The sequence below is a fragment of the Halonotius terrestris genome (genome assembly GCF_006861665.1).
GTDB classification, from domain to species: Archaea; Halobacteriota; Halobacteria; order Halobacteriales; family Haloferacaceae; genus Halonotius; species Halonotius terrestris.
The window spans coordinates 229766-253549 of sequence record NZ_RKLU01000003.1 but is presented as its reverse complement, the minus strand read 5'-3'; the positions used below and the strand labels follow the sequence as shown (position 1 = coordinate 253549).

The following is a 23784-nucleotide window of genomic DNA, read 5'->3' as shown; positions in this document are numbered from 1 at the left end:
CCTTCTTAACCGCTCGTTGCCAACGGACCCCCAATGAGTCGAATCGAACGTAAGGTCCGGTCGCTCGTCAAGTCCGACGCCGAGATGAAGCCAGCGATTCGGACAGTCCTCGACAGCGCGACCGACAACGAGGTCCAGTGGGTCGACGTCCGCGATGAAATCACCAGCGGCCAGTGGGGTCGACTGATCGAGAAAGGCATCCTCGTCGACGGCGAAAGTGGGTTCAAGATCGAATCCCCCGAGGACGTGCGAGCCGGCCTCTCGGAGCCGAGCGACGACGACGAGATCGAAGGCAGTTCGTGGACGAAATACGACAAAGCCGCCGCGGGGCTGACCGTGGGGCTGTTTGCCGGCTACGCGTGGGCTCCGGCGCGAAACGTCATTGCGGGCGCGCTCGACGTCGTGCTCGGCCCGATGACCGAGATCGTCCCGTTCTACGTGTTGGTGATGATGATCGCCGTGGCGACCGGCCTCTACTCGACGCTCCTCCGGGTCGCACTCATGGACACCGAGAAGATGGGCGAGTACAAGGCGCGGATGGACGAGATCAAGGAGCGGCGCAAGGAGGCCAAAGAGCGCGGCGACGANGANGCNCTCGANGAGATNCANGAGGAGCAGATGGANGCGATGGGCGACAANCTCGGNATGTTCAAAGANCAGTTCCGNCCGATGGTGTGGATCATGNTNCTCACCNTNCCGGNGTTCCTCTGGATGTACTGGGCGCTCGGCTTCCGCGGCGGCGTTGAACACCACAGTTTCCAGAACATCGTGATCCCGCTGGCCGGCGAGGTCTCCTGGACGACCGGGATCATCGGCCCGATGCAGATCTGGATCGTCTGGTACTTCCTCTGTTCGATGGCGTTCAACCAGATCATCCAGAAAGGCCTCAACATCAGCATGACGCCGTCTGCGAACTAAATCGGCGTTCCAGCTTCGGTCTCTCGACGCCGCTTTTCTCAAGGACCCCCGTCGAACCCATGAGAGTGGGTTTCACGGCCGTACCGAAGGGTAATCTCTTTTAGGTGGACGGTCGGAGGGTGGATATGTTACTCACCGTCTCGGGCCCGCCCGGCAGCGGGAAATCCACGAGTGCTGCCGCGCTGGCCGAGGCCTTCGATCTCGACCACGTCAGCGGTGGCGACATCTTCCGCGAGCTGGCCGACGAGCGCGGCTACTCGCCCGTCGAGTTCAACGAGCTGGCCGAAGACGACGACCAGATCGACCGCGACCTCGACCGTCGCCTCCGGACGGTCGCCATCGAACAGGACGATGTCGTTTTAGAATCTCGCCTGGCCGGCTGGCTCGCCGGCGACCACGCCGACCTGAAGATTTGGCTCGACGCGCCGCGGGCGATCCGCGCCGACCGCATCGCCGACCGCGAGGACAAAGGCATCGAGGTGGCCCGCGAGGAGACCGCTCGCCGCGAGAAAAGCGAGCGAAAACGCTATCAAGAGTACTATAATATCGATATCGCGGATCTGACGATCTACGACATCACCTACAACACCGCCCGCTGGGGGCCCAAATCCGTCCAAAAGATGTTGATCACGGCGATTGAGGCCTACGACGCCGACATCGACGAGGGCAAAACTCCGGTCGAAGACGTCGTCTACGACTTCTAATTTTCGCCCCCTCCACCAATGACCGACCCACTCCGCGCCGCACCCGAGGATCGAACGCCCGCCGAGTTGCTGGCCTTCGGCGTCGTCAACCTCGATAAGCCCGCCGGCCCCTCGGCCCATCAGGTCGCCGGCTGGGTGCGAGACCTCGCAAGCGACGCTGTCGACGACCTCGCTGCGTCGGCGAGTGCTGGCGACAGCGACGCAGACCAAAAACCGCCAGCGACGACGGACACACCCACAGTCGACCGCGCGGCGCATGCGGGGACGCTCGACCCGAAGGTGACGGGCTGTCTGCCGATGCTGCTCGGCGATGCCACCCGGATGGCACAGGTCTTTCTCGAAGGGCGCAAGGAGTACGTCGCCGTCTTGGAGCTTCACGGCCCGCAGCCGGCGGATTTCGAATCGGTGCTTGACGAGTTCGAGGCTCCACTCTACCAGAAACCACCCCGAAAAAGCGCGGTGAGTCGCAAGCTCCGCGTGCGTGAGATTTATGCGCTTGATCTGTTGGATCACAGCGACCGACAAGCCCTAATACGGATCGAATGTGAAAGCGGGACCTACGTCCGCAAGCTGTGTCACGATCTCGGGCTCGCACTCGGAACGGGCGCGCACATGGGCCACCTCCGCCGTACCGCGACCGACCCCTTCAACGACACCTCCTTGGTGGATCTCCACGAGTTGACCGACGCACTGGCGTTTGCCCGCGAGGGCGACACCGACCGACTGCGCGAGGTCGTCCAGCCGGCCGAACGCGCATTCGACCACCTGCCGAGCGTCGTCATCGTCCCCTCGGCGGCCCGCGAGGTTGCCACCGGCGCGCCGGTGTACGCACCCGGCGTGATCGACGGCCCGGAAGCGAGCGACGACGACCCGCTCGTGGCCTGCTACACGCCCAATGGGAGTGCGGTGTGTCTCGGCACGCTCGTCGGCGACCCCGACGGCGACAGCGGTGTCGTGGTCGATCTCGAACGCGTGTTGGTGTAAGTCGGGCGGCCGCGTCGTCGCCGCAAACCGCCGGACAGAGCCGGCAGCGACGAGCGAAACAAAGGTGTTAAACGACCGCCTCGCATTTTCTCGGGTGCGGGACTGTGGGGTAGTGGTATCCTCTGCGGATGGGGTCCGTAGGACCTGAGTTCGACTCTCGGCAGTCCCACTCCGTTTTCACTCGAAGTAGGAAAACATTACACCCGGGAGTGATCTCTCTGGGGTATGGAACTGGATTCGTACATCACCACGGAAGAAACGGAGCTCTCGCCGGCAGTCGTCGTGACGACAGTCCTGCTGGTCGCGGTGTTCGCCCTCGGATTGCTCTACCAACTCGTCGGCATCGTTCTCTAAGCCCTACTCTCGGGTCGTATCCGCGTGTGAGCGGACCCACAGCTCGCCGATCCGCGAGAGCGTCGTCCGGTAGGACTTGCCGACCTCCTCCTGTTCGATGTACCCCTTCCCGCCCGGACCGAGGCGATCAACGTTGTAGATGACTTTCGACCGGAAGCTGTCGGTGTACTCCTCGTTGAGGTCGCGGGCGATTGCCTCCGCGAGTTCGCTGACGGAGTCGAATTCGCCATGCTCGCCGAGCGTGAAGAGGATGAGCTCTTCAAAGGGTTTGACGCTGGAAAACGAGGCGACCGGGAGTTCGACGATGTGCTGGCCGTTGATCTCCTTCGCGCCGATGGTCGAGCCGCGCTCGTCGAACTCGGTCAGGAGTTCGGTCGTGCTCTCCAGGCGCTCCTCGACGCGTTCGCGGTCGAAATCGTCGGCCTCAAGCAGGTCGCTAAGGAGTTCGCGTTCGGCCCGCAACTCCTCGGCNANNTCGGTNTCGAGGTACTTCTCCGGGGCGGTGTAGTAGGTGTGAATCCGGTCGCGGTCGTCGGCCCGTTCGACGGCGATGGAGTGGGCCGCGGTGGCGAAGGCGAAGNNGACNNNNCGNGGCATCGAGNAGACGTTNACCCANACCTCNNNGCCGCCGTCGAGCTGGTCGTTGATGAGCTCGAACGCACCCTCGAAGGCGGCGTCGTAGTCGTAGACGTCTTCGAGGCGAATCCGGTCGGTTTCCGCGCCGAGCAGGCTCTGGAAGTCGGTTTCGAGTTTGGAGGCCAGATTTCGAGAATACTCGACGTTGGCCTCGCTGCCGACCGCGCCCTCCAGCANGANNGCCCGNTCNACGNNGANNNGNTCGCGNANCAGCGGCGCGATGAGCCGGTCGTAATCGAANCCGACCGGGACGATGTGGGTCTGCATGCGTGGTGAGACGCCGAGGCGCGTGAAAAGGGTCCTGTTCGGCGTGGCTTACTCCGGATCGGCTGGGCTGGCGTCGCTTTCCTCATCGCTCTCGCCGTCGCTCTCGTTTTTGCCTTCGACCTCTTCGTCCGGAATCTCTTCGACCGAAGCGATCTGGAGGGGAACCTCGCTCAGCCGTTTCCCGATCTCGGTGCGGGCGACTCGCTTTGCGTGTTCCTCCTGCTCGACGTTGAACACGTCCATCGTCAACTCAAGGGCGACGAGTGCCTCGTCGGCGACGATGTAGGCCGGCGGCAACTCCTCGCCGTCCGGGCCGGTCGGCGAGCCCATCTCGATCTCGACGTAGTTGAGATCCGGGTTCAGTAGCTCGCCGGTCTTCGAGATGGCGATGCGGACGGCCTCGTCGACCGTTTCCACGTCGTACACCGATACCGCAGCGTCGACGACGACCCGGCAGTCCATGTGTGTGGGTAGCACGGCGGCAAGTATGAAAGTTCGGCCGCAACGACAGCTTGCTCGCTCCGGTCGCCGCTGGCCTACTCGCCGCCGTTTCGGAGGTAGTGGAAGACGTATGTCTGGACGTAGCCGGCGTACTCGCCGCCGAGCCGTTCGCGGATCGCCCGCGACGTTTCGGCGTAGTTGCCCTGCTCGCAGTCGGGGTAGTACTCCTCGATGGCAGTACGAATCCACGTATCAAGCGGGATCGCCTCGAGGTGGCCAAGCGAGAACAGCAGCACGCAGTCGGCGACCTTNTCGCCGACGCCGACGAACNGCGTGAGGTACTCGCGGGCCGCCTCGTACTCACGGCCGACAGCGTCAGCCGGGTCGGCCTCGCCGTCGGCGACCATCTCGGCGGTCCGCTGGACGTAGGGGGCGCGATAGCCAAGGCTGAGGTCGCGTAACTCGGCTTCGGTGCGGGCGGCCAACGCTTCGGGCGTCGGAAACGCCTGGTACGTCCGGCCGTCGAAGGCGACTGTCTCGCCGTACTCCTCGGCGAGTCGCTGCTGCATCCCGTGAATCCGCCCGACGCGCATTTGAGCCGAACAGATGAACGAGATGAGGCACGCAAACGGTGGATCACGGACGAGACGCATCCCGCGGTACTGCTCGAAGGCACGGTCGAACAGCGGCTCGTCGGGCGCGGCAGCCCGGATCGCCGTGAGGTCGTCATCAAGCCGCAGGAGGTGGGTGAGAATCGGGACGGCGTCGGTCGTCGACTCCCACTCGATTCGGTCGTCGACCTGTCGGACGCGGACAACCGCCTGCTCGTCGCTGACGCCATCGAGCGGCGGCACGACCGTCTCGTACCACGCCTGGCCACCGTAGGCGTCGTCGGTGGTGTACATCTTCCCGTCGAGCCGGCTCCAGAGGTAGCTCTGGCCGCTTTCGACCGTTGATTGCAGGTCGAACGGCCCGGCGAGATCGTCGACCAGGATCGCTCCCTGTTCCATCAGTCGAACCGAGGCCTGCGGTGGGTTTCGGGGTTTCGGTGTCGGGTGGCGACCCGAATCTGCGGTGTGGGAGCCAGCGCGTCAGCGGTTTCGACTGACCGGGAAGCTGGTCACGGTCGCGTTCTCGTTGAACCGTTCGAGGATGCGCTCGTAGAGTTCGTTTTTGACGCGCGTCCCCTGTCGCGGGTGGGCGACGTAGCGGAGTCGGAGTTCGATCCACGACTCGGCTTGGGTGACGTTGACCGTCGGGTCGTCGGTGACTTCGAGTTCGACCGGGGTCTCGGCGAGTCGCTCCCGGAAGTCGGTGATGGAGTCGGCCATCTCCTCGCCGATGACCGCCTCAGCCTCCTCGATCATAATCTCGCTGGCCACGTCGATATCCGTCTCGTAGGAGACCTGGAGCTGGATCTCGTTCCAGACGTATTCGGAGCCGCCACCGCCGAAGTTGGTGACTTCCGAGGACAACACCACGCTGTTGGGCACCGTGACGACCCGGCCCGAAGGCTGGTTCGTCGAGATCAACTCGCCGCCGACCTCCCAGATCGTCGTTACGAGGAAGTCGACCTTGATCACGTCGCCTTTCGTCTCGCCGATCCGAACGCGCTCGCCGACCGAGTAGGGCCGTTTCGCCATGATATAGAGCCAGCCGAGCAACGAGAGCAGTGGCTGCTGGAGCGCGAAGGTGATCGCAAAGCCGACGACACCGAGCGACAGCAGGACGCCGAGCCACTGGTCGGTGAGCACGCCGAGCAGCGCGACGACCCCGACCGCACCGAAGACGAGCCGCAGGATGTTGCGGACGTCGTGAGCCCGTCGCTTGGTTGCTGTGCGCAGCAGGTACTGCAAGACGAGAAGGTGCAACCCCGAGAGGCCGAACACGACTGCGCCCGCAAAGAGAGCCTTGCTGAGCAGGTCGGCCGTCGGGAACGGGCCGAGCATGTCGGGCCCGAGCGTAAACAGGGGCGTCGCCACGAGCGCACCGGCAGCTGCCAGACAGATCGCGGCGAGTACCGAGAGCCAGCCGGCAGCGCGTTTCACAGCCGAATCATCGCCGCCAGTGGTAAAACCGTGCCGCTGCCGCGATGTACTTGGGGATCGATTCCTATCGGAGTTCGATCATCGTCATCGTCCCGAGCTTGTTGGCGATATCCTCGTCGAGGCCGTCGCTGGTGACGCGCCACGTCCAGTTGCCCTCAGCGGTGCCGGGCGTGTTGAACCGAGCGTGGCTGTCGAGCGCGAGGAGGTCCTGCATCGTCGTGAACGCCAACACCGCGTCGGATCGCCAGACAGCTTCGATGATCGACCAGTTGATCTGGCCGCCGTCGACGCCGAGGTTGTAGTGGAGACACTCACGCTGGCGGTCGCCGAGATTGTTGTAGTAGCCTTGGAAGGTGTCGGTGTCGTGTGTCGAGGTGTAGCCCACCGAATTTTTCGGATAGTGCATCGGCTGGTGAGTATTGCCGTTCTGGCACCAGTCGGCGTACTGTGGGACGCGCATGCCGGGGAAGCCGAAGTGATCCATCAGCGCGTTGAGTTCCTCGTCGGGGAAGCCGAGGTCTTCCGCGATGAAGGGCAGTTCGCCAAGTCGATCCCGGATGGTCTCGAAGAAGTCGTAGGCGGGGCCGTCGCGCCACTCGCCTTCGGCTGCCGAGTCAGCGTGAGTCGGGATCGCCCAGTACTCCAGAAAGCCTTGGAAGTGATCCAGCCGCGTCACATCGACCTGCCCAAAGAGACGATCAAGCCGGCGGGCCCACCAGTCGTAGTCGTTCTCGGCGAGGGTGCCCCAGTCGTACAGGGGATTACCCCACTTCTGGCCGCTGTCGCCACTGTTCGGCGGGACGCCGGCGACGGCGGTCGGGCGGTTCTGGTCGTCGAGTTGGAACGCTTCGGGGCTTGCCCACACGTCCGCGCTGTCGAGGCCGACGTAGATCGGCACGTCGCCGACGAGTTTGATGTCGGCCGCTTCGGCGTCTTCCTTGAACGCCTGCCACTGTTTATCGAACCAGTACTGGACGAGCACGCGGTACTCGATTTCCGCTGCGAGTTCTTCGCGCGCCTCTTCGAGCGCGTCGGGATCGCGGGTTCGGATCGGCTCGGGCCAGTCGATCCATGCGACGCCCTCGTGTTTCTTCTTGAGCGCGCGGAACAGCGCGTAGTCCTCGACCCACGGTTCGGTCTCGCGGAACTCGGCGAGAGCCGCGCGGTCGTCTTCGGTTGCCGTCTCGTCGAATCGCTCGTAGGCGGCCCGCAGTTTGTCGCGTTTGTACTCGGCGACACGCTCGTACTCGACCGCGTGGCGGTCGAAGTCGGGGACAGGCTGGAGGTCGTCGTCGGTCAGCCAGCCGTCGTCGGCGAGGCGGTCGAGGCTGATCAGCAGCGGGTTGCCCGCGAACGCCGAAAACGACTGATACGGGGAGTTGCCATGGGCTGCCGAGGTCGGCCCCAGCGGACAGAACTGCCAGTAGGTCTGTTCGGCGGTGTCGAGAAACGAGAGGAACTCCCGGGCGCCCTCGCCGAGGTCGCCGATGCCGTGTGGCCCCGGCAACGAGGTGAGATGCAGGAAGACGCCGCTCGTGCGTTCGAATTCCATATCCGCACTGTCGGAGGCGTCCGTGTCAAACGTTGCGGTCTTCGGCGACCGATGGGGACTGCTGTGTGCGTCCGGTCGCTGCCGCGCTACGCCTCGTCGCTCATCGCGCCGAAGACGCCGTCGGCGTCGGCGGGCACGTCGAAGTCGTGGAAGTGNTCNCCNTTCTCCTTCGAGAGGATGTTNAGCGCNGCNGCCGCGCCGTCGCCCGCNGAGATGANCGCCTGCCACTCCTCGGCCCGGACCATCGCGCCCGTGGCGTAGGCGTCGTCGACGCTGGTCTCCATCTCGACGCCGACATCGACGACATCGCCGTCGAAGGCACAGCCCAGCGATTCGGCGAGATCGCGGTTGGCACCCGTCGCCAACACGACGTAGTCGGAGTCGTAGCTGCCGTCATCAGTTTCGAGGGTGAAGCCGTCGTCCGTCGCCGTCACGTCCGTGACTTTCTCGCCTTGGTGTCGCTCGACGCCGAAGCTGTCGACCTGTCGGCGGGCAACGTCCATGAACGCCGAGCCGTCCTGTGAACCGATGCCGAGGTAGTTGAACAGGTGGGCCTTGTGCATCCACGTCCCGTCGGTGTCGAAAACACGGGCTTGAAGACCGTTCTTCTGGGCGAACAGCGCGGCACTCAGGCCTGCGGGACCGCCGCCAACGATACTGACCGTCGCGTCGACTGTCTCGGAGTCGCTCATCGTGTAGGTGTCAGCCCCGATGAATAAATAGTCGTTGGAGCCACACTGGACGGCAGTACCACTGACGAACGAACACACGGAAAACCGTCCAGCCGGCCACCTGGAGGGCAGCCGGCAGACGTGAGGCCTGCCGACCCGGGCAAAGTCGGCGGGCGTCAGTGACGGTCCGGGCAAGGCCGTCACGCGAATCGATCAGCCGTCCGGGCAGGGCGGCGGATCGGAATTGCCGGTTTGTCAGAGGCACCCCGGCGTATAGACCACGGAAGGGTATGGTCTTTACCTCACCTGCTGACCGATCTACCCACGATGTGACTAACGCTTAAATACTTCACGGTGTATTATATACCATACACCCAGGTATCGGGCCAGGGGGACTGGCTCAGTGCATTCCGGACCATGGTGACGACCGACCCAGCCGACGTGCTGTCGACGCTGATCCAGCGGGAGCCGGTGCTGTACGCAGTCGACGTGACCGGCTGTGACAAACGCGAGGTGACCGAGGCTGTCTCGACCTCGCGGTCGACAGTCGACCGGAGCATCCGGGAGCTGGAGGACGCCGGCCTCGTCACCCGCTCGGCGGACGGCTACCGCCGGACGCTGCTGGGCGAGCTGCTGTTGTCTGAGTACTACCGCTTCAAATCCCAGACCGCCGAACTGCTGTCGGCCGGCGAAGTGTTCGCCGACCTGCCGCCGAAGATGGATATCGATCCGGCGATGCTCGACGGCGCGACGATCATCACGGCGACGCAGGCGACCCCACACCAGCCGGTCTCGTCGCTGTGTTCGCTGCTGACCGACGCGACAGGGGTGCAGTTGCTGTGTCCGGCCGTCTTCCCGCAGCTTATCGAAGCCTGTACGACCGCGACCGAGGGCGCGAACCGGGCGGAGATCGTCGTCACCGACCCCGTCGTCTCCGCGCTCGTCAGTACCTACAGCGAGACACTGAACGCGCTCCGGGAGGCGGGTGCCGACCTGCAACTGCTTGAGACGACACCGCCACACGGGTTTGTTGTCGCCGACCAGCCGACGGGGACGAAAGCCGGGCTGTTGATCGTCGACGACAGTGGCGCGCGGGCGTTGATCAAAAACAGCAGTCCCGACGCGGTCGAGTGGGTCCGGAGTCGGCTCGACCACTGGACCACCGAGGCGACGGCGGTGTCGTCATCGGCAGCAGGTGGTGAGTCGACTACGGCTGAAGAGTCGACCACTGACTGAGGCGGCGGTCCGCTCCGAAACCGTCAGACAAGTGGCTGTCAACCACGAAATCTTATTATCGGTGCTCACAAGGGTAGGAGCATGGACGGGACTCCCCAAGAGATCACGTCGCTGGTCGGCCGTGAGGTTTACTCGAACAACGGCGTCTTCGTCGGCGAAATCGAGGACGTACAGCTCAATCTCGACGCCCAACAGGTCACCAACCTCGCGGTCGGCGAACTCAACGACGAACTGTTCTCAAGCACGGTCAGCCCGGGCGAAGGCGTACTGATCCCCTACCGGTGGGTGCGCGCGGTCGGCGATGTCGTCCTCATCAACAGCACGATCGAACGCCTCAAAGAGCCGGAAGAAGCCGAGGAAGCCGCGGTCTGATCGGCCAAAACGCCCTCCACGCGGGACGAAGCCGGACGCAGCGGCTTACGACCCGTTCGAGGAATCGCCGCCGTCGACGCCGAGTTCGGCGAACAGTTTCTTTCTGACGGCTTCTTCGGTCAACTGCAACAGCGTTTCGCGGTTGTCCTCGCTGGCTTCGATCCCGGTGAAGATGCCGAGCGGGACCTCGACGCTGCCCTGCGTCGAGTGCCCGACGACCTCGCCCATGTCGTCGAAGGCCCCCTGCAGGATCGAGCCGATGTTGATCCGGATGTCCTTCGACCGCGCGGCGACGATGATCTCATCGTCGACAATACCGAAGACCGCGCTGGTCGTGATGCCTTCCAGATCCAAGAGGTACTGGGCGGCCTGTTCGAGCGCGTCCCGATCGCGGATGAATCCTGCTGTCGAGAACAGGTGGCTGCCCTGCACTTCGCGGCTCCGGATCGCCTCNGCGAGCACNTCNAGCGTNTCNGGNNNCATCGACGGCGACTCGACCTGTTCGAGCGTGTCGTGGTTGGCGAANGGNTNNAGNTANGCNGCNGCNGTNAGNTCNGCGGGCGTCGTATCCCGCTTGAAATCCAGCGTCTCCGCCCGGATCCCGTACAGCAGTGCGGTGGCGACCTCTTCGTTGGGGCTAAGGTCGAACTCTTGGAGGTATTTGGTGAGAATCGTCGACGTCGAGGAGACGTTGGTGCGAACGTCGATGAACTCGGCGGCGAGTTCGGCGTCGGGCTCGTAGTGATCGATGAAAATGTCGATATCGAAATCGCGGTCGTGGTCGCCGGATTTCATGTTGTCGACGAGCGCGATCCGGTCGTAGTCGGCGATCGGCGGCTCCTCGTCGCCGTCGAGCAACTCGATGCCGAGGAGATTGACGAACGCGCGGTTCTCTTGGTGGCCGATATCGCCCTCGTAGCGGATGTCGGCCTCGACGCCGAACTCGGCGGCGATCGCTTGTAGGGCGGTCGCGCTGGCGATGGAGTCGGGGTCGGGGTTGTCCTGTGTGAGAATGCCCAGCCGGCCGTCAGTCGCTTCGAGGATATCGGCCAGCTGGCGGGCCTTGTGCTGGAGTTCGCCGGATTCGAGGCTGCGGAGCGCGGATTCGGCGATGACCGTCGAGGGGTTGACGACGACATCCGCGCCGAGTTCGCGGAGCTCCTCCTCGCTGACCGGGTCGGAGGCGCGGACGACGATGTACTGGCCGCCGCCCTGCTCGCGGATCTCAGCGACTGCTCCCTTGTTGGCCTCGATGTCGGAGGACAGCACGAGGATGATATCGCGGTCGCCGACCGCGTCGGCGACCGATGGCTCGCTGATATCCTGCACTTGGGCGTTGAGGTCCTGATCGCGGAGTGCTTCGACACGGCTCTCGTCTTTATCGAGGATGAGCACGTCGTTGCCCGCCTCGCTGAGTTCCTCGGCGACTGCGTGACCGACGCTCCCGCAGCCCAGAATGGCGTACGTCGACCGCGAGGAGCCAGTCGTGCCAGCACTCATGAGTATCGAAAGCCAGCGTCGGCGGCTACTTAATGGCATTCGTTTCACAACGACCGCCGCAACAGCCGCCAGCGCGACCGACGCCGTGGCTCCGCCGGCGGCTGGCGGCTGTCGATTCCGGCGCGTGCGACCGAGTGAGCAGTGGCTGCGAAAGGAAACCCCTTTTACGACGACACGGGTAGCGTTCGATGAGGGCTGGTAGCTCAGTTTGGCAGAGCGACGGACTCTTAATCCGTCGGTCGCGTGTTCGAATCGCGTCCAGCCCGTTTCTGCGCCGAACTACGTGAGGAGCGAAGCGGCTATCGGTTCAAATCGGCCACCTCCTATTGCATAATAACCCGGTGTGAAAATGAGACTTCTAACTATTTGAATGAATTTTATAAATAGACACATCGCAGTAGTGTTATATACTTAGAAACTCTACTTTTTATATGAGCAGCAACGTTAGCGACGCGATTGATTTTAGCTCAGACGAGATATATGACCAATATCAATCGTATCGAAAATTGAAAAAGCCGATAAACGAACTGCTCGATACAGCAGTAAAATACTATTTGCAAAGTGAGTACGAGGAAGTAAGAGATCTACTTACGAGCTTTGCACAATCTGAACCAACCGCATATCAGTTCGTGACAATGGGATCATATTTGGAAATAAGTAACAACGAAAACAACGGGTTTGAACAAGACCTCTCTGATAATGAAGAAGTGTATGAAGTATTAAAAAATATCTCAGAAGAGTACTCTGTTCTTGAAGAATCTCTTATAGCAGTTTATATGCAAATATTTGCGGGGAGAATCAATCCAATCTCTTCATACAACTCATCTGTTGAGTACAATGAAACATCTAAAGAACCAATGATGACATATGAGCTCATGTCTGGAAATGTCCTCATTTTTCATACAAAAGTTGCTGCCAGCGTTGGATTAAGTCTAAGTACATCATTACTGCTTGCCGCTAGTGAAAGCGTTAATAAGGCCTTAGAAGATGATTTAGAGATATCTGAAGAAGAAAAAGAAGGAATTATCATGGGTATCGATGTCCTGCAAGAAGAGATAGAGGAACTTAGAGAGGTACTCGACGAGACTAAGTGAAAATGAACGATTCAAGAATCCCTAAGAAGAATCCTCTCGGAGAAGAAATTCAAAAAAAGAGACTGCTAGATCCCAAAATAGAAACAGACATTCATAAAAAAGTTGCACCATCTGAACCAGTTGTCTATGTCAAACAATTTCAGGAAAAAGAGAAAAAGGTAACTGGTGAAATGCTATTTCATAACTATGTATCCCATGGCGATTCAAACGTGGCACATTTAGTACGGGGTATTAGAGATGCCAAACAACAGAATGAATTGCTGGAGAGCCGTGTGAATCAGCTGGAGGACAATTTTCACGAAGATCTGCTTGATCCCAAAGAGCGTATTTATATTCATAATAGCAGTTTTGAGCAGGCAGTAGAAACAACACTCGACACAGGGTCCGTTTTCCAGAAAGAAGGTGTAAGAAAATCCATTGAACCATTAATAGATACCCATACACCTGAAGAAGAGCGACTAATCAATGAAGCAAGAACACAAACTATTGAAGAGATATACTCTGTTGTAACACTTTCAGGAGCTGTATTTGCTACAATAGCGACAATTATTTCAGTTATAGTGAACTCGGTAGCATTGATTATTATTTTCGCGCTTTCTGCCGCATTCTTATTTTATGCGTATTATACAGGACCGGAGTCATGAATTACAAAAAACTAACATTCGAATTGGTAGCTGAATTGCCTGTTTTTTCTATGTTGTTTATCATGATTGGTTTCGAAGAGTTTTCTGCTGAAGTGCTTTCAATCTCTATCACTGCAAAAGGGGTAACAACAAGCGAGGTATTATCTTCTGACATACAAATTTTATTTATAGTATTTTTATCTATAATTGGTGCCTTTCTTATAATTGTTTCAGCATATGAATTTGTGAAATGATTAGAGTAGTTTATATAGTTATTATTGAAATCGTATACCGCTAATTTGAAACCCAGAATAATCAAACCACAAGTCAATAATATTCCTTCTATAGATTCGTTCCGGATAAACTAATAAAGAATAGATAGGCTCCTACCTGAGACTACCAGTATCTTCCAACATTATGAAAATTCTACCCGTAGGTAGCTTCCGCCATGTTCAAGCCGACGCGCACTGACAGCCCGGTAATGACACGCACCGTCTGGATCAAAGCCGACGACGCCGTCGGCGACTGGGAGACACGAAAGCAGCGGATCACGACCGCCATCGAGGCCGGCGTCGATTGGGTCCTCGTTGACGAGGACGACGTCGATCGCGTCCGCGACCTCGGCGACATCAACGTCGCTGCCTTCCGCTCGGACGCCGACATGGTCGATGAGGCCGAGCCCGATGCCGACAGCCAGCCCGCCGATGCCCTCTTCGTCGGCAAGGACAGCGAGGGCGACGGCACGATCGACCTACCCAGCGATTTCTCCGGCTCCGCGGATCTGACGACCCTCCGCCGCGGCGAGGGCGGAACACAGGGCGCGTACATCCGCATCTTCGACGAGGACTACGAGGCCTTCGCCGAGGCCGCCGCGAAAGAAGCCGACTACACGGCCGTCATCGGCGAGGACTGGACGATCATCCCGCTGGAAAACCTGATCGCCCGCATCGGCGAGGAGACCGATCTGCTGGCCGGCGTCACCTCCGCCGAGGAGGCCCAAACCGCCTTCGAGACGCTGGAACTCGGCGCGGACGGCGTCCTGTTGGATACCGACGACCCCGATGAGATCCGCAACACGGTCGAGGTCCGCGACGCCGCCGAACGCGAAACGCTCGATCTCACGTACGGCGAGGTTCTCGAGGTCGAACGCGCAGGCATGGCCGACCGGGTCTGTATCGACACTGGGAGCCTGATGGACNACGACGAGGGGATGCTCNTCGGNTCGATGTCNCGNGGGNTNTTCTTCGTCCACGCNGANACNGCCGAATCGCCGTACGTCGCCTCGCGNCCNTTCCGNGTCAANGCCGGNGCGGTCCANGCNTACGTNCGNACGCCCGNNGGCGGNACGAANTACCTCNCNGAGCTNAANNNNGGCGACGAGGTNCAGGTCGTCNNNACCGACGGNANCACCCGCGAGGCNATCGTCGGCCGNNNGAANATCGAGAANCGGCCGATGTTCCGCGTCGANNNNGAGANNGAGGGNGGCGACCGCATCGAGACGCTGCTNCAGAACGCCGAGACNATCAANGTCGCCACCAGCGAGGGCCGCAAGGCCGTCACCGATCTCGAAGCCGGCGACGAGATGCTGCTGTACTACGAGGACGTGGCGCGGCACTTCGGCGAAGCCGTCGAAGAGAGCATCATCGAGAAATAATCGCGCGGTCGCTGTTTTTCATCGATTATCGAGGCGATCGATCTCGATGACTACAGATCGAACTCGGAGGACGATTGCGGGTCGCTGTCGGCGGCTGCGTTGTCGTCCGCAGTCGTGAGCGGTTCCGTACACCACGTACAGAAATCCAGCTCCGCGTCCGTTGTTTTGCCGCAGTGCGGACAGGAGACGCCGCCCTCGTCGTCGACGGCGTCGGCAGTAATGGCTGCGTCGCCGCCATCGTTCCGTTCGTCGAGATAGGCGAGCAGCGTCGCGTCGAAAACGCTGATGGCGATGATGACGAACAGCGGAAGCGTCACCTCCGTCGGGAGCGCGCCGGTATCGAAGGGATCGAGTTCGCCGGGATTCGGGACGTACTGATTGATCAGCAGGACGCCGGCCCCGATGGTCACCGTCAGCCACAGCAGCGAGCGTCGCCAGCGGCGGAGATAGGCGTGGCCGGCCCCCGCAACGCCGAGCATCGCCCCCGCGATGGCGACAAGCGCGGTCACCAACACCCGTCGTGAGTTGCCCATAGGTCGGCTTGGACGATGAAGGTGTTAAACTCCCGTTTTTCGGTTTCGCTTCAGGCCGGCGACTGAAGCTCCGCGACCAGCCGGCGGAGTTCGGCCAGCGGGTACTGTCCCGGCGCGGTCGCGTCGGCGGGATCGACCGGCGCGTAGCCGATCTTCGAGCCGTAGACCGGGGCGACTGCGCGCGTGTGCTGGCCGGCCGCGCCCATCCCCATCGTCGCCACCGTCTCGCCCGCCGCAGTCGCGCGGTGAGTCGCGGTCAACAGCGCGAGCGCGTCCTCGCGGTCCTGCGCCGTCGTAGCGAGTTTGGCGACATCGCCCGCCTCGCCGGCGACGCGGAGGAGGTCGGCTAGCTCATCGACCGGCGGCGTCCCGTCGAAGTCGTGGACGGACGCAATGACGGGGACACCGCGCTCACGGGCAGTCGCGCGCACTTCGCGGGCGCGGTCGGTTGCAGCGGCGTCTACGGCACCGGTGAGCGCGCGTGATTCGAGATCAACCGCGGCGACGGCGTCGTATTCGAGGGCGGTTTCGAGCGTGACGAGTCGCTCGGTTTCGTCGTCCGCGCCGCCGGCCTCCCACGCGGCGCGGTTGGTGGCGATCAACGGCAACTCGCCGTCGTAGGCCGCCAACTGATCGAGGGGATTGTCGGCGAGATCAAGCCGGAATTCGACGGCGTCGGCGTGCTCGCGGGCATCAGGTTCGACCGCGAGCGTGTCGGTCGGTGCCGCCAACACGAACTCGTCAAAATCGAGGTCGTACTCGCTCATGTGTCGTGGTACGCCGGGATCGGCAAAACCGTACCGTCTGGGCATGGCGCGAAAGGATGGGACCGCTCAGTACAGCAGATCAGCGTCGTTGTCGACCATGTAGACGGTTCGGGAGGCGATGTTGACCGCGTGGTCGCCGATGCGTTCGAGATCCCGGACTGTTAGGAGGAGCCGCGACACGTCGTCGAGGATACCTTCGAGATCGACCGTGTCGGCGTCGGTCTCGATATCGCGTTGGATCAGATCGCGGACGACGGTTTCGGAAGCGACCGTACACTGCCGATCGATCTCATCGTCGCGGTCGGCCAGCGCGTAACACGCCTCGACATCTTCCTCGTCGTAGGCGAGCATGGCGGCTTCGATCATTTCGATGACGGCCGCGCCGATAGCCTGCAGATCGACTTCGGGGGCGACGCCGTGGTCGGCGGCCAGCGAGTATTCGGCGAGGTTGGCCGCGAGATCGCCGATGCGTTCGAGGTCGGTCAGGAGTTTGAACGACGCGGCGATAAACCGGAGATCCGAGGCGACGGGCTGTTGGAGTGCCAGCAGATCGATGCAGTTGGCTTCGAGATCGAGATAGAGGTCGTTGATCTCGCTGTCGCCGTCGATTACCTCGCGGGCGAGGGCGGGGTCTTTGCCCTCGAAGGCGGTGAGGGCTGATCGGAGGCGGTCGACGACGAGTTCCGACATGTAGAGCACGTCCTCGCGGAGCGTCTGTAGATCCGTTTGATAGGCGGCGCGTGGCATGGACAGTTGTTTCGTGTATTGGTATAATAACATTCTGTTCGTTTTCTTTTGATTCAGATTAGTAGAATAAGCAGTGTAAGAGTCAGTTATTTTGAAACAGGAACGGGACGAATCCGATCACGAGGTCCAGATGTCGAATTTCGGTTGCGACTCAGGAGCGGCATCCGTGATGATGCGCAGAAGAAGCTGGCAGCAAGTCGCTACCCGAACAATGTCGACGGAGTAACTCGATGCGGTCGGGCAGTCGGGTGGTTTCGCAACGCTTATACAGCTATCGGCGGTTAGCATGAGTTGCAACAGGCGTCGGTAGTGTAGTGGTATCACGTAACCTTGCCATGGTTACAACCCGAGTTCAAATCTCGGCCGACGCATTTTCTCCCGAACACAACACAGCGAGCGACGGTTCTGTCGCTCGCTCTCCGTGTGAGGGTGCACTCGCTCACGAGATTTGAAGCAGGGAGCGAAGCGAGTGCAACGAGCGGAGCGACCGTGGTTCAAATCTCGGCCGACGCACTTTCTACCGAACACAATCCCTGTAGAATAGCCTGCATCAGCACAACCGCCGTACGCTGACAGGAGCTACGTAGGCGCTAATCGGTCGGTTCTATCTCATCAGGAGCAACGCGAGCGACGACGCCGTCGAAATCGTCATCGAAGCTCAGGACATGGTCGATATCGTGCCGTTCAGCGAGCGCAACTGTTGTCGCGTCAGTGAAACTCAGTTGCTGGTCACTGTACTGTTCGAACACCTCGACTGCCTCGGTAAAGACTGAATCAGAGACCCGAAGCAGTTCGAAGACCTGTGGATACGGCCCGACGCCGCGAATCCGCTCGCCCAACTGCTGGGCGGGCGCAAACGACCCGCCGCGCATCAGCGTCAGCGTGACAGCCTCGTCGTAGATGTAATCACTCACGTACGGCTGACCGAGGGCACCATCGTACACCGCTTCGAGCGCGGTGCTGGCCGCAGTGTGACGGGAGGCGTCCGTATCGTGATCGGCGTACAGGACGCCGGTGTCAACGAGCACCGTCATCCGTAGAGCGTCTCGTCGATGTCGTCCTCAGTTGTTTCGATGCCGGAACTGAACCGACCACGCTGCATCGCCGCCTTCTCACTATTTGACAATGGAACGGTCGACTCACGAAACGAATCGATGACTTCCTCGCGGGATTCGTACGCCTCGTCGATGAACCGTTCGAGGAGTTCCTTCTGTGTGACAGAGGTCCCCGTCCGAAGCCTGATTTCGGCCTGTAACTCTTCGAGCCGGTCTTTCGTCTCCTCATCGACTTTGACGGCAGTGGCCATACATGTAGTTGTGTATGCAACCAAGTAACGTTTACTACTAGATTTAAACCGACCTGAGGGCGCATCAAGAGAGTTAGGGCCGTCCAGCCAAAGCCATAGCCATGACCGTTATCGCACTCCTCAGCGTCGCACCCGTAATCGAAGACAGCATGTCCGGCGAGGTTGCCAAGGCCGTCGCCGCGCTCGACGCCCACGACGTGACCTACGAGACGAACCCGATGGGGACGGTGATCGAAGCCGCCGACATCGACACGCTGCTGGCAGCCGTCGGCGACGCGCACAAAGCCGTCGACGGCGACCGCGTCAGCACGTTCCTCAAGATCGACCACAAGCGGACGAGCGACCAGTCGGCCGCCGAGAAAGTCGAAGCTGTCGAGGCGCATCTGGGCCGACCGGCCAAAACGGAGCAGTCACCGGGAGCAACCGAGGAAAGCGACGACGAATCCCTTTAGGAGATCACGAGCAACCCACCCGTATGGAGAGCATCAACCGGTCAGCGATCGAGCTGGTCGACGAGGCGTTGGATTTCGCTGACGAACTCGGAATCGCGGCGACGGAACTCGACTGCGGCGCGACGGTCATCGACTTCGGCGTCGGCGTCGACGGCGGTATCGAAGCGGGACTCATGCTGGCGGACATCCAGACCGCCGGGTTGGCGACGACCTACACCCAGATGGAGCGGATCAACGGCGCGCCCATCCCCTACATCGAGTTGACCACCGACCATCCCGGCGTCGCCCTGCTGTGCTCCCAGAAGGCCGGCTGGGAACTCGATCTCGACGACTTCGACGGCCTCGGTTCCGGCCCGGCCCGCGCGCTCGTCGGCAAGGAGACCGACTTCGAGCGCGTCGGTTACTACGACGAGTTCGATTTCGCCGTTCTCGCCGTCGAGAGCATCGACCTCCCGAACGACCGGATCGCCGAGTACGTCGCCGAGACAGCCGGCGTCGAGCCATCGAGTCTATTTTTGCCCACCTACGCCGCTGGCTCAATGGCCGGCAGCGTCTCGATGGCCGCCCGGGCGGCCGAACTGGCGGTCTTCCGGCTCGCAGAGTTGGGCTACCCGCCGACGGAAGTGCTGTCGGCGACGGGGCGCGCGCCGGTCGCGCCGGTCAGCTACAACGAATCAGTCGCCATGGGCCGGACGAACGACGCCCTCGCCTACGGCGGAGAGGTCTACTTGCAGGTGCGAGAGGAATCGACCGTCTTCGAGGACGTACCGTCGAGTGCCCGTGAGGAGTACGGCGTCCCCTTCGAGCAGATCTTCGAAGACGCCGGCTGGGACTTCTACGAGGTTCCGGAAAGCGTCTTCGCGCCCGCGAAAGCGACGATCGACGTCGTCGACGGCGACACCTACGTCGTCGGCGAAACCGATGAGGAACTCCTCGCCGACTCCTTCGGACTCCAGTAAGCGACCTGGCGATCGCAGAAGAGGTTATTCTGGGGCTGCGTCAGCGTCGGTATCGCTATCTTCGCCGCTTCCCTCCGAATCGACCGACAGCACGGTGCCGACACCCTTGCTTGACCCCTCGCGGAAGACGAACCGCTGGCCCTCTTCGATGAAGTACGGCCGGAACTTGAACTCGATTTCCGTCGTCCCGGTGTCACCCGGGAGGAGTTTGCCGTCCTCGGGTGAGAAGACGGCCGTCTCACTCAGCGTTTCGAGATGGATCACTGGCTCGTAGCCATCCCGGATCCGAGTCGGATGATTGAGCACCATCACCTCAGCCTCAAAGGAGCGCGTCGCCGTCGGGTTGGCGTGTCGCGGCAGCAACACCATCCCGCGTTCGATCTCGCTTTCGTCGACGCCTTTGAGCGCGATACCGACGATCCGGCCGGCTTTGGCGGCATCGACGCGGTGATAGTGCATCTCGATGGAGCGGACTTCGACCTCGCGGAAGTTCCCGTCAGCCATCGGCCCCAACAGGAGTTCGTCACCGGCCTCGACGTGACCGGAATTGATCGTCCCCGACGCGACGGCACCGACACCGGTGACGCTGTAGGTACGATCGATATACATCCGGAACTCGCCGTGGTCATCGCTGGCGCGCTTCGGAAGTTGGCCGAACAGCCGGTCGAGGTCGTCCATTCCGTCGCCACGAACCGCGCTCGTCCGGAGGATCGGGACGACCGTCTCGCTCAACTCCTCGGCAGCTTCCTCGATGCTGTATCGATCAGTCCGAAGCGGCGTGCGCTGGACATCCCGGAGCATCGATTCGACCTCCTTTTCGACTTCTTCGACGCGTTCATCGCTGACGGCGTCGACTTTCGTGATCGTCACGATCGTCGGNAGNTCNGTNGCNAGCAGGATNCCGAGNTGTTCGCGGGTCGTNTTCGTCGGGCCGTCGTCGGCCGCGACGGCNANGAGNCCGTANTCGAGNTTCTGNCCGACGAGNCCGCGGATNGTNGTNCGGAGCCACGGCTCGTGNCCNACGGTGTCGACGAAGGAGACGAGCCGATTTGACTCCTCAACGACGCGTGCGCGGTCGCTCTTGCGATGGGGGTTGTTCATCCGGATCGGCTCCCCGGTCTCGTCGAAACCGTAGACCGCATACGAGAGGTCCGCCGAGAGGCCGCGTTCGACTTCGTGGGGTTGGACGTCAAGGAAGCCCCGCGTCGCGCCGTTGCCGTCGTCGGCCTCGCCGGTGACCAGCGAGCCGACGAGNGTCGANTTCCCGTGGTCGACGTGGCCTGCGGTGCCGATGACGATGTGGCCGTCGTCAGCCTCTAACATCGCGCCCTCGCGGATCGTCGCCATCCCGACGAGGCCGTCGTCGCCCGCGGACCACGTTTCCACGTCGTCGATGTGGGCGTCAGCCTCTTCGGCGAGCAAGGAGAGCACGTCCATCGTTTCCGAAAAGGCGTCCTGTGAGATGCCGGCGATGCCGCCGTCGTCGGTGACGCCGACGACGTAGGTGGCTTCGCCGTCGCCGGAGAGCACGCGATGCCGGAGTTGGGCGACGAGGCTTTCCTTCCGGCCGTCTTCGAGATGGAGGGCGCGGGTGAGCCGTTCTTTGAACTCGATGTGACCGCCTTCTTCTTCGCCGTGCGCGAGGGCCTGCTCCAAGGCGGCCCGGTCGGCACTCATAGTGCCTCGTTAGCAAGGGGCGGTAAAAACGCTTTCCGTGCCGTGGCTATCCATGGCATGGCTGTCTGGATAGCGAACCGTTGTAACACAGTCCGATGGTCGCGTGCGTAGAACTGTCAACTAAGTCGAAACTGACAGCCCCCAGCTATATTTGGCTCTCGTGAGCGGTAGTCGATATGGGCCGGCCGCCGGAGCCACGGGGGGAGCAAGACCGGTTGCGCGAGCGGTCGCCGTGGATCGTCAGCGATCCCAAGCCAGAGTTGCTGACGAACACGCCGGCGGGGGTGCGACATCCGGCCCGCGAAGGCGGTCGCGTCACCGACGTCCAGCCAGTGGCCGGGCGGCTGACTGTCGAGAACCGCTCGATTTGGACTCGGGATACCAACCCCGACGTGGGAGCGATCGGGATTCCGCTGGCGAACGTCATCCACGCCCGCGAGAGCTACCAGACCATCAACGAAACGACCGTTGACAGCCTCTCCGTTCGGCATCTGCGGCCGCGCTCGAACGTCCAGACGACCGAGATCAGCGTCTGGGACGACCGCGAACACGAGATCCTCTGTGAGTTCGTCACGCGCTACTACGCCAAACAGAAACGCGAAATCGAGGGCTTGGACCTCACCGACGAACAGCTCAAACTGCTGGTGACGCTGTACTCCGGCGGCGGGCTGGACATCCCCAAACTACTGCAGCGGTCGACCGACGCGGTGGCCGCGCTCTTCGAGCCGCTCCGGGAGGCCGGCCTGATCAGTTCCGGCGGGATGGGCGGGATCCTCACCGGCCGCGGCTACATGCTCGTCAACGAAGAACTGGACGACGAGGCACTCCTGTAACTACTCCCCGAGCGTCTCGTAAGCGTTTTTGACTGATTTGAACTCCTCCTCGTCGCCCTCGGGCGCGTCAGGATGAGCCGTCTTCACTTTCTCGCGGTAGGCGGCTTTGATCTCGCCCTCGTCGGCTCCGGTGTCGACACCGAGAATATCGGCGGCCTCGGATTTCGAGAGGCCAGTTGGCTGGCCGACGCTACCAGCCCCGCGAGCGCGGCGGCCCTGCCCTCGTTGGCCACGTGCTCGCCGGCGGTTTTCCCGGACACGTTCACGGGTGAATCGACCGCCCTCGAAGGGTCCGGCATCGAAGCCGCCCGGGCCGCCGTCGCCGCGAGTCGACCGCGCGTAGCCGGCCGGGTTGGCGCGGATACGGTCGGCAAGTTTGCCGCTGGCCTGATACCACATGAGGTAGGCTGCACCGCCGAACGGGAGGGCGACGAAGAGGAAAAACGGGTTGACGACGACCCCCACGATCAACATGAGCGTGGTGATCCCCACCAGAACCGCCGCGATCCCCATGATCAGGCCGTTTCGGGACACAGCGGCTGTAGGGGATCCAGCGGTGAAAGCCTCTCGGCTATACTGTGTAGTAGTATCCAAATCGCCAGTTGCGCGCGAGAAGTATGTGTAGAAAGCCCTCGGCTCTCTCGACCACCGAACGACTCGCTTGCGCTCGTCGTTCGAGGTTCTGCTCGCTTCGCTCGCAGAACTCCCGGGACTCGCTGCGCGCTTCGTCGCTCACTGCGTTCGCTCCTGCAGTGCTTGCGTCGTCCGGGTTCGCCGAGAGAGCCTCGCCCTTTCAGTCCGCCAGGGGTGGCAGATGAACAGTTTGCGAATCGACCGGAGGTTGGTCGCTATTCGTCGCCGCGATGCTGATTGAGTCGCTGTTTGAGCTGTTTGGCCGACTGGCCCGCAGCGGCGGCGAAGTCTTCGCCCTTGTCCTCGCCGGCGAAAATGATCCCACGGGAGGAGTTGACGAGGCCGACGCCGTCGTCACGGAGGCCGTGCTCGACGGCGGCTTTCGCGTCGCCGCCCTGCGCGCCGACGCCGGGAACGAGGAACGGCAGCGACGGTACCTGCTCGCGGATCGCTTCGAGTTCGTCGGGCCCGGTCGCGCCGACAACGAGGCCGACGTTGTTGTGCTCGTTCCACTCAACGGCGCGGTCGGCGACGTGCTCGTAGAGGGTGCCACCCGCGTCGAGTTCGAGGTCCTGGAAATCTTCGCGGCCGGAGTTCGAGGTCCGACAGAGGATGAAGACGCCCTTTTCAGCGCGATCGAGGAACGGTTGTAGCGAATCGCGGCCCATGTAGGGGTTGACCGTGATCGCGTCGACTTCGTCGAGGATTTCGGCGTACTGGCGCGTCGTGTTGCCGATGTCGGCGCGTTTNGCGTCNAGCAGNACNGGNACGTCCTTCCCGTGGGCGTANGCGANCGTNTCNCGNAGCGCNCGCCAGCCNTCGG

The 23784-nt window shown here is 61.8% G+C and carries 26 protein-coding genes, 3 tRNA genes and 2 pseudogenes (1 of these 31 running past the window's edge); 16 read left to right on the top strand and 15 right to left on the bottom strand.

Annotated elements, in window-relative coordinates:
- Positions 1-33: 33 nt before the first annotated feature.
- From EGH24_RS07995 to EGH24_RS15770, 5 genes are all read left to right on the top strand, one after another.
- Entirely contained in the window at positions 34-918 is an 885-nt protein-coding gene (locus EGH24_RS07995) for a DUF106 domain-containing protein (protein WP_142979636.1), read from the top strand.
- A gap of 125 nt (positions 919-1043) precedes the next feature.
- The gene (gene cmk, locus EGH24_RS07990; RefSeq protein WP_142979635.1) at positions 1044-1622 is read left to right on the top strand and encodes a (d)CMP kinase; all 579 of its coding nucleotides are present in this window, start codon (positions 1044-1046) and stop codon (positions 1620-1622) included.
- 18 nt (positions 1623-1640) lie between these two features.
- On the top strand, positions 1641-2606 hold the full coding sequence (locus tag EGH24_RS07985; RefSeq protein ID WP_142979634.1) for an RNA-guided pseudouridylation complex pseudouridine synthase subunit Cbf5: 966 nt from the start codon (positions 1641-1643) through the stop codon (positions 2604-2606).
- A gap of 98 nt (positions 2607-2704) precedes the next feature.
- Positions 2705-2775 (top strand) — tRNA-Pro (locus EGH24_RS07980).
- Between the two features lie 56 nt (positions 2776-2831).
- The gene (locus EGH24_RS15770; protein ID WP_281284933.1) at positions 2832-2960 is read left to right on the top strand and encodes a hypothetical protein; all 129 of its coding nucleotides are present in this window, start codon (positions 2832-2834) and stop codon (positions 2958-2960) included.
- A 3-nt stretch (positions 2961-2963) separates the two neighbouring features.
- On the opposite strand, the pseudogene EGH24_RS07975 reads toward EGH24_RS15770, so the two are convergent.
- The 6 genes and pseudogenes from EGH24_RS07975 to EGH24_RS07950 all read right to left on the bottom strand — a co-directional run bounded on the left by EGH24_RS07975 (position 2964) and on the right by EGH24_RS07950 (position 8596).
- A pseudogene (locus EGH24_RS07975) lies at positions 2964-3863 on the bottom strand (HFX_2341 family transcriptional regulator).
- Between the two features lie 48 nt (positions 3864-3911).
- Complete coding sequence (locus tag EGH24_RS07970; protein ID WP_142979633.1) at positions 3912-4325, bottom strand: DUF555 domain-containing protein; 414 nt, start codon at positions 4323-4325, stop codon at positions 3912-3914.
- Between the two features lie 74 nt (positions 4326-4399).
- On the bottom strand, positions 4400-5314 hold the full coding sequence (locus EGH24_RS07965) for a DNA-3-methyladenine glycosylase family protein (protein WP_142979632.1): 915 nt from the start codon (positions 5312-5314) through the stop codon (positions 4400-4402).
- An 81-nt stretch (positions 5315-5395) separates the two neighbouring features.
- On the bottom strand, positions 5396-6352 hold the full coding sequence (locus EGH24_RS07960) for a mechanosensitive ion channel family protein (protein WP_394348366.1): 957 nt from the start codon (positions 6350-6352) through the stop codon (positions 5396-5398).
- Between the two features lie 64 nt (positions 6353-6416).
- Positions 6417-7904: a 4-alpha-glucanotransferase gene (gene malQ / locus EGH24_RS07955; protein WP_142979631.1), complete on the bottom strand. Its 1488-nt coding sequence runs from the start codon at positions 7902-7904 to the stop codon at positions 6417-6419.
- 86 nt (positions 7905-7990) lie between these two features.
- A complete protein-coding gene (locus EGH24_RS07950) occupies positions 7991-8596 on the bottom strand; it encodes an FAD-dependent oxidoreductase (RefSeq protein ID WP_142979630.1) in 606 nt (201 codons plus the stop codon).
- A gap of 396 nt (positions 8597-8992) precedes the next feature.
- Here EGH24_RS07950 and EGH24_RS07945 point away from each other — a divergent pair, with 396 nt between their 5' ends.
- Positions 8993-9811, top strand: a complete 819-nt coding sequence (locus EGH24_RS07945) for a helix-turn-helix transcriptional regulator (RefSeq protein ID WP_142979629.1) — start codon at positions 8993-8995, stop codon at positions 9809-9811.
- Between the two features lie 81 nt (positions 9812-9892).
- Entirely contained in the window at positions 9893-10183 is a 291-nt protein-coding gene (locus EGH24_RS07940) for a PRC-barrel domain-containing protein (RefSeq protein WP_142979628.1), read from the top strand.
- A gap of 45 nt (positions 10184-10228) precedes the next feature.
- Here EGH24_RS07940 and EGH24_RS07935 read toward each other — a convergent pair whose 3' ends face one another.
- Positions 10229-11683, bottom strand: a complete 1455-nt coding sequence (locus EGH24_RS07935) for a DHH family phosphoesterase (RefSeq protein ID WP_142979627.1) — start codon at positions 11681-11683, stop codon at positions 10229-10231.
- A 192-nt stretch (positions 11684-11875) separates the two neighbouring features.
- Here EGH24_RS07935 and EGH24_RS07930 point away from each other — a divergent pair.
- The 5 genes from EGH24_RS07930 to EGH24_RS07910 all read left to right on the top strand — a co-directional run bounded on the left by EGH24_RS07930 (position 11876) and on the right by EGH24_RS07910 (position 15054).
- A tRNA-Lys gene (locus tag EGH24_RS07930) sits at positions 11876-11949 on the top strand.
- 165 nt (positions 11950-12114) lie between these two features.
- Positions 12115-12777 (top strand): hypothetical protein, encoded by a 663-nt coding sequence (locus EGH24_RS07925; protein WP_142979626.1) that lies wholly within the window; start codon positions 12115-12117, stop codon positions 12775-12777.
- A 2-nt stretch (positions 12778-12779) separates the two neighbouring features.
- Positions 12780-13421, top strand: a complete 642-nt coding sequence (locus EGH24_RS07920; RefSeq protein WP_221886723.1) for a hypothetical protein — start codon at positions 12780-12782, stop codon at positions 13419-13421.
- Complete coding sequence (locus EGH24_RS07915) at positions 13418-13654, top strand: hypothetical protein (protein WP_142979624.1); 237 nt, start codon at positions 13418-13420, stop codon at positions 13652-13654. Before EGH24_RS07920 ends, EGH24_RS07915 begins: the two co-directional genes overlap by 4 nt.
- Positions 13655-13881: 227 nt before the next feature.
- Positions 13882-15054: a 3-dehydroquinate synthase II gene (locus EGH24_RS07910; protein ID WP_142979623.1), complete on the top strand. Its 1173-nt coding sequence runs from the start codon at positions 13882-13884 to the stop codon at positions 15052-15054.
- A gap of 50 nt (positions 15055-15104) precedes the next feature.
- On the opposite strand, the gene EGH24_RS07905 is transcribed toward EGH24_RS07910, so the two are convergent.
- From EGH24_RS07905 to phoU, 3 genes are all read right to left on the bottom strand, one after another.
- Complete coding sequence (locus EGH24_RS07905) at positions 15105-15587, bottom strand: DUF7575 domain-containing protein (RefSeq protein ID WP_142979622.1); 483 nt, start codon at positions 15585-15587, stop codon at positions 15105-15107.
- Positions 15588-15637: 50 nt separating this feature from the next.
- A complete protein-coding gene (locus EGH24_RS07900; RefSeq protein ID WP_142979621.1) occupies positions 15638-16354 on the bottom strand; it encodes a type I 3-dehydroquinate dehydratase in 717 nt (238 codons plus the stop codon).
- A 66-nt stretch (positions 16355-16420) separates the two neighbouring features.
- Positions 16421-17101, bottom strand: coding sequence for a phosphate signaling complex protein PhoU (phoU, locus tag EGH24_RS07895; protein ID WP_142979620.1), 681 nt, complete (start codon positions 17099-17101; stop codon positions 16421-16423).
- Between the two features lie 300 nt (positions 17102-17401).
- Here phoU and EGH24_RS07890 point away from each other — a divergent pair.
- Positions 17402-17472, top strand: a tRNA-Gly gene (locus tag EGH24_RS07890).
- Between the two features lie 219 nt (positions 17473-17691).
- Here the strand turns inward: EGH24_RS07890 and EGH24_RS07885 are convergent.
- Entirely contained in the window at positions 17692-18135 is a 444-nt protein-coding gene (locus tag EGH24_RS07885; RefSeq protein WP_142979619.1) for a type II toxin-antitoxin system VapC family toxin, read from the bottom strand.
- Positions 18132-18407, bottom strand: a complete 276-nt coding sequence (locus EGH24_RS07880) for a hypothetical protein (protein WP_142979618.1) — start codon at positions 18405-18407, stop codon at positions 18132-18134. Before EGH24_RS07880 ends, EGH24_RS07885 begins: the two co-directional genes overlap by 4 nt.
- Positions 18408-18508: 101 nt before the next feature.
- On the opposite strand from EGH24_RS07880, the gene EGH24_RS07875 reads away from it, so the two are divergent.
- Both EGH24_RS07875 and mch read left to right on the top strand, forming a co-directional pair.
- On the top strand, positions 18509-18859 hold the full coding sequence (locus EGH24_RS07875; RefSeq protein ID WP_142979617.1) for an MTH1187 family thiamine-binding protein: 351 nt from the start codon (positions 18509-18511) through the stop codon (positions 18857-18859).
- Positions 18860-18882: 23 nt separating this feature from the next.
- Positions 18883-19818 carry a methenyltetrahydromethanopterin cyclohydrolase gene (gene mch / locus EGH24_RS07870; protein WP_142979616.1) on the top strand — a complete coding sequence of 312 codons (936 nt, stop codon included), beginning with the start codon at positions 18883-18885 and terminating at the stop codon, positions 19816-19818.
- 24 nt (positions 19819-19842) lie between these two features.
- Here the strand turns inward: mch and EGH24_RS07865 are convergent, their stop codons facing one another.
- Positions 19843-21495, bottom strand: a complete 1653-nt coding sequence (locus EGH24_RS07865) for a GTPBP1 family GTP-binding protein (RefSeq protein WP_142979615.1) — start codon at positions 21493-21495, stop codon at positions 19843-19845.
- Positions 21496-21671: 176 nt separating this feature from the next.
- On the opposite strand from EGH24_RS07865, the gene EGH24_RS07860 reads away from it, so the two are divergent.
- Entirely contained in the window at positions 21672-22328 is a 657-nt protein-coding gene (locus tag EGH24_RS07860; RefSeq protein ID WP_142979614.1) for a CheF family chemotaxis protein, read from the top strand.
- Here EGH24_RS07860 and EGH24_RS07855 read toward each other — a convergent pair whose 3' ends face one another.
- Both EGH24_RS07855 and pyrF read right to left on the bottom strand, forming a co-directional pair.
- Positions 22329-22862 carry a J domain-containing protein gene (locus EGH24_RS07855; protein ID WP_142979613.1) on the bottom strand — a complete coding sequence of 178 codons (534 nt, stop codon included), beginning with the start codon at positions 22860-22862 and terminating at the stop codon, positions 22329-22331.
- Positions 22863-23176: 314 nt separating this feature from the next.
- Positions 23177-23784, bottom strand: a pseudogene (gene pyrF, locus EGH24_RS07850) (orotidine-5'-phosphate decarboxylase); it runs 208 nt beyond the window's last position.